This is a genomic window from Gemmatimonadaceae bacterium (genome assembly GCA_019752115.1).
GTDB lineage: Bacteria > Gemmatimonadota > Gemmatimonadetes > Gemmatimonadales > Gemmatimonadaceae > Gemmatimonas.
The window spans coordinates 1-5002 of sequence record JAIEMN010000059.1 but is presented as its reverse complement, the minus strand read 5'-3'; the positions used below and the strand labels follow the sequence as shown (position 1 = coordinate 5002).

At 63.6% G+C, this 5002-nt stretch carries 7 protein-coding genes; 1 reads left to right on the top strand and 6 read right to left on the bottom strand.

Features of this window, described 5'->3' with window-relative positions; all coding sequences use genetic code 11:
- On the top strand, positions 1 to 1398 hold a 1398-nt coding region (locus K2R93_19925), incomplete at its 5' end, for a Ppx/GppA family phosphatase (GenBank protein ID MBY0492120.1).
- An 11-nt stretch (positions 1399 to 1409) separates the two neighbouring features.
- On the opposite strand, the gene K2R93_19920 is transcribed toward K2R93_19925, so the two are convergent.
- The 6 genes from K2R93_19920 to asd form a co-directional block, all read right to left on the bottom strand.
- The gene (locus tag K2R93_19920) at positions 1410 to 1940 is read right to left on the bottom strand and encodes a hypothetical protein (GenBank protein MBY0492119.1); all 531 of its coding nucleotides are present in this window, start codon (positions 1938 to 1940) and stop codon (positions 1410 to 1412) included.
- Between the two features lie 229 nt (positions 1941 to 2169).
- On the bottom strand, positions 2170 to 2340 hold the full coding sequence (locus K2R93_19915; GenBank protein MBY0492118.1) for a hypothetical protein: 171 nt from the start codon (positions 2338 to 2340) through the stop codon (positions 2170 to 2172).
- 120 nt (positions 2341 to 2460) lie between these two features.
- Complete coding sequence (locus K2R93_19910; GenBank protein ID MBY0492117.1) at positions 2461 to 2748, bottom strand: DUF1330 domain-containing protein; 288 nt, start codon at positions 2746 to 2748, stop codon at positions 2461 to 2463.
- A 170-nt stretch (positions 2749 to 2918) separates the two neighbouring features.
- A complete protein-coding gene (locus K2R93_19905) occupies positions 2919 to 3329 on the bottom strand; it encodes a hypothetical protein (GenBank protein ID MBY0492116.1) in 411 nt (136 codons plus the stop codon).
- A 92-nt stretch (positions 3330 to 3421) separates the two neighbouring features.
- Entirely contained in the window at positions 3422 to 3772 is a 351-nt protein-coding gene (locus K2R93_19900) for a hypothetical protein (protein ID MBY0492115.1), read from the bottom strand.
- 216 nt (positions 3773 to 3988) lie between these two features.
- Positions 3989 to 4825, bottom strand: coding sequence for an archaetidylserine decarboxylase (gene asd, locus K2R93_19895; GenBank protein ID MBY0492114.1), 837 nt, complete (start codon positions 4823 to 4825; stop codon positions 3989 to 3991).
- Positions 4826 to 5002 lie beyond the last annotated feature (177 nt).

Sequence of the window (5002 nt, the reverse complement as noted above, 5' to 3'; positions counted from 1 at the left end):
TACCTCAAGGAAACCGTGCGCCAGGGCAACGGCCTGGACGAGGACCGCAACCTCACGCGCGAGGCCATGCAGCGCGGCTGGGACTGCCTGGGCCGTTTTGCCGAGCGCCTGGCCGGTTTCAAGAAATTCCAGGTGCGCGCCGTCGCCACCCAGACCCTGCGCGAGGCACGCAACCGCGAAGAGTTCCTGGGCCGCGCACAGCAGATCCTGGGCTTTCCCATCGAGGTCATCTCCGGCCGCGAGGAAGCGCGCCTGATCTACCAGGGCGTGTCCCACCTGCTGCCGCAGAGCGACGAGCGCCGCCTGGTGGTGGACATCGGCGGACGCTCCACCGAACTCATCCTGGGCCAGGGCTACCGCCCGCGCTTCATGGATTCCTACCGCGTAGGCAGTGTGGCCTGGTCCATGCGTTACTTCCCCGAAGGCATCTTCAGCACCGCCGCCTTCGACACCGCCGAGATCGCGGCCCAGGCCGTGCTCGAGGAAGCCCTCAACAGCTGCCGCCCGCAGGACTGGGACACGGCCTACGGCTCCTCGGGCACCGTGGGCGCCGTGGGCGACGTGCTGCAGGTCGCGGGCTGGCCGGCCGGCCTGATCACCCGCGAAGGCCTGGACTGGCTGCTCGACCGCCTGCTCAAGGCCGGCAGCGCCGAGCGCCTGCGCCTCGAGGGCATGAAGGACGACCGCCGGGCCGTGATCGGCGGCGGCGTCAGCGTGTTGCGTGCGGTTTTCTCCCTGCTGGAGATCGAGGAGATGCATGTGTCGCAGGGTGCGCTGCGCCATGGCGCCCTCTTCGACCTGCTGGACCGCGAACACGAGCAGAGCGACCCGCGCAGCACCAGCGTGCAGCGCCTGGCGCGCAACTTCGGCGTGGACCCGGCCCAGGCCCGGCGCGTGAGCCAGGTCGCCGAGACCCTGCTGCAGCAACTGGCGCACGGCCACAACCTGCCCGAGCTGGAGCGCCACCTGCGCAAGCTCGGCTGGGCCGCGCAGCTGCATGAGATCGGCAGCGCCATCTCGCACAGCGACTACCACAAGCACGGCGCCTACATCCTGGACAACGCCGACGCCGCCGGCTTCACCATGAACGAACTCCACCGCCTGGGCCAGCTCGTGCTGGGCCACCGCGGCAAGCTGCGCAAGCTCGATCTCGAGCTCGACGACGCGGCCTTCACCCTGCAGCTGCTGGCCCTGCGCCTGGCCGTCGTGCTCTGCCATGCCCGACGCGACCCCGACCTGCAGGGCCTGCAGATGGCGTGGGACGGCGGCACCGAAGTCCAGCTGCGCCACCCCGCCACCTGGGGCGCGAGCTACCCGCAGTCGGCCTGGCTGCTGCAGGAAGAAGTACAGGCCTGGCAGAAGACGGCCTGGGTGCTGCGCGTGAGCAGCGTGGGCTGAGCCGGCTTGGCTTAAATAAGCCAGCCGACTTTGCGGAGCGTCTGCACCAGACCCTCCGCGAACTGGCGATAACCCTGGGCATTGGCATGCACGGTGTCGGCCCGCAGCTCGGGCCGTGACAGCACATCGGCCCAGCCCTCGGCGTGCAGCGGCAGCTTGAGCTCCTCGGCCAGTTCGGCATAGAGCGGATGGTCCTTGAGGCTGCCCGTGCCCGCCGCCAGCAGCGACACCTGGGGCACCGCCACCAGCAGCACCTGCGCCCCACCGGCCTGCGCCGTGCGGCTGAGCTCGCGGATCGTGGCCTTGGCCGTGCCAGCGCTCATCTGCCGCAGGAAATCATTGCCGCCGATGCTCACGATCACCAGCCGCGGCTGATGCTCCTGCAGCAGCCCCGGCAAGCGCGCCAGCGCCTGGGCCGTGGTGTCGCCCGAAACCCCGCCGTTGACCACCTGCCAGCCCGTGAGCGACTGCAGCACGGTGGGATAGGCCGTGTCCGGCGTGGCGCCCACGCCCGAGGTCAGGGAATCGCCGAGAGCCAGCACGGTGCTGCCCGCGGGCAGCGCCTGAGCCTGGGGCGCCCTTTTGCCGCAGGCAGCCAGCAAGGTGCTGACAGCCAGGGCAGCGAGCAGATGACGGCGGGACAAGAAAGAGCGCAGAGGAGAAGAAGTCATGGAGAAAGTCATGATGAATAAGGCAACGCTGCAATCTGGTAAGGGCGCATGTCGCTATGACTCAGCTGCACACCACGGGCGGGGAAACGCCGGCACACGGTCAGCGCCGCCGGGTCCCTGAGACCACCCAGGCCAGCGCCCCAGCCAGCAGCAAGGCGGCCAGGGCCGCAAGGGCGTAGCCCAGCACACTCTGCTGATGGTAATTGACCAGACCATCGAAGTAGTGGCCTTGTTCGTTGTAAGGCAGGCCGGCGCGCTGCCAGGCCACCACGGCCAGGACACAGCCCAGGACCCCACACAAAGCCGACAGACCCCTACAGATCATGAACAGCGCAGACCGCCTCATGCCGCCTGGCCCCCCAGCCAACAGCGCTGCGTCACCAGAACGTCCCTAGGTCTCATACGAGGTCAGCATGACATCGGCCGCCTGCTCCCTGAGCGGGATGAGCGCCTGGTAGGCCTCGGACCTGAACCACCCGTCGGCCGCAGCAAGGTTGGGGAAACGTATGACCACGATGTCTGCATGCGGGTTGACGCCGGCCAGGGCCGCCCGCTGCCGGCCCCGAAACACCAGCTCGGCACCCCAGGGCTGCAAGGTGCCGGGCACCTGGTCCCGGTACGCGACCCATTTCAGGGGGTCTTTAACGGTGATCTGTCCAACGACGTAGGCGTGAGTCATGACGGGGATTTCCGGAATGCTATTAATAAAACGAGGTCGCGGTTCACAGAGAGCGGAAGCTGTGCTGCTATGCGTCCATCCTGCTATGCCATGCTGACGCCCGAGTTCAGTAGGCCGCCCGCCGGCGTCTGAAGTGAGCACTTTATGGGTTATGGCGTTGCAACGATTTGTTAGGCCGCCGGAATCTGGACTAGCAGACTTTCGATGTGCTCGGCGGTTCGTTCCGCCAACTTTGCAGTGGCAAGCGCCTGCTCCATTCCCACTTCGTCTATGACAGTCGCACCGAACAGACTATTGGACTGTGACTCCAGTTCGGCGACCAGCGCCGACGCTTTGGCAATGACCCTCTTCCATGTGGCTTCTTCATCACTCCCCGAATGCGCGCGGGACAAAGCCTCCCTATACCGTCCAAGCTGTAACTCCAGCTTTAGATGAGTATTTAAAAGAGTCAGCTGGAGTTGTCCAATCTTCTGCGCACCTTCGATTTTTTTGAACGTCTCTCGGCACGAATTCCGAGATAAAGCGCCCAAAGTGAGATTACTGCAGCCAACAAGGATAGCCAGTCGGAGGTTTCCATGCATTCAAGCACCGTGGTTTGGTCAAAAGTCTAATGCTGGAGATGAGTGGGATCCGTAAGTGATCATCTCGATTAATTCGCTAGATTGTGTCTCCGTCATCTCGCCTTCTTGTCGGGTAAATTCTTGCATGCAAAGCACATCCACGAATCCCCCCAGTCCTGGAGCCGCACAAGCTTTCCTGACATGTCGTAGCAGTGTTGACAAAACGGGCCCTCTTTGCTGTTTCCCTCCATTAGCCAGTACGAGGCACCATCAAAAGTGAGTTGCCCTTTAGTTCGTAAAGCTTCCTCAAGACTCTTAACCTTCTCACGCAGCCCGAAGTTCTCTTCCTGTAGCGCGATTGCCCCCTCTCGGAGAGCCATGATTTGTTCTTGTGCTTCGACAGTAGCGCCCTTCTTTAGCAATTCGACGATGTCTTTGTAGGACGGTAACGCCATCAGATGCACCTCCTCAATCTAATTTGATGTGGACCGCAAAAGTGCGGAATAACATGGACGGATATTCATCCTGTCGCCTCCCTTGCTGCAAGCTAAGTGCCTGTTTTGATTGAAGAATTCGGCTCACTATAGCGCACAGCCACACACATAACAAACCGGCAAAGCCAGCCGTGTATCGGCACCCGGACGCTGCGACAGCCACTGCGTACCAGCCTGCGCTGTCGTTCAAACCCGCCGCAGCAAAGCCTGCCCCGCCCTCACCTCCGCGCCGGTCGTCAGCCCTTCCACGATCTCCACGCCCTTCGGCGCCAACACAACGATGGTCGAGCCGTGTTCGAACCAGCCCATCTCCTGCCCGCGCTTGAGCGGCGCATCACAGGCGATCACCTGCTCGCCCCGGTAGTCGTGGTGCAGGTTCAGGCCCAGGAAGTGCAGGCGCACGCTGGCCACGAGGATGGCGCCCACGGGCACCAGAGTCAGCGCCTGGCCTGAGGGCAGAACCGCCTCGATCACGGCGCGGTCATTGCGGCAATAGAGGCTGGGCACGCGCTTGAGCGCGATGGGATTGACGTTCCACATATCGCCCTGGATGTGCGTGACACGGCGCACCGTGCAGTCGGTGGGCGCGTGGAAGCGGTGGTACATGCTGGCGCGCAGGCGCAGGGTCACATAAGTGCCACCCTCGTGCTGCGCCGCCAGCTCCGCACTGCCCAGCAGCTGGGTGAGGCTGTAGGGCATGCCCTTGATCTGCAGCAGCTCGTCGCCTTCGATGCGGCCGTGGCCGCCAACGATGCCGTCGCTGGGGCTGCAGATGACTTGCGGTTCGGCGTCGAAAGGCCGCGCGCCGTCTTTGAGCTCGCGCACGAAGCAGTCGTGCAGGCTGTCGAATGTCTGCTTCTTCGCCTCACTCAGATCCAGCCCGCCGAAGAACTTGAAGAGTGCAATGGACACATCTCGTACCAGTGGCTGGCGCACCTTACTGAAGCGGCCCATGAAACGCGTGAGCGCCACGCGCGGCAGGCGGTTGGTGAGCACGAAGTTCAGGGCTTCCTGCTGGAGCATTCGGTCGAGGAATCTTCTGTTGGTCATATTGTTTTCACAAGGCTGTCAAATCATCTGAATACAAAGAGTCATCGTCATTTCACACACGACCATGACCTACGAACTTGCCTGGATTGCCGGCGCCGCCGGTGCCACCCTGCCCTGGCTCAAACGCCGGCTCGAACTCTCGCGGGCCAA

Bases quoted from the DNA above. Each gene is read 5' to 3' on its own strand.
- K2R93_19910 (MBY0492117.1), bottom strand. From the start codon at position 2,748: ATGACTCACGCCTACGTCGTTGGACAGATCACCGTTAAAGACCCCCTG.
- K2R93_19905 (MBY0492116.1), bottom strand. From the start codon at position 3,329: ATGCATGGAAACCTCCGACTGGCTATCCTTGTTGGCTGCAGTAATCTC.
- asd (MBY0492114.1), bottom strand. From the start codon at position 4,825: ATGCTCCAGCAGGAAGCCCTGAACTTCGTGCTCACCAACCGCCTGCCG.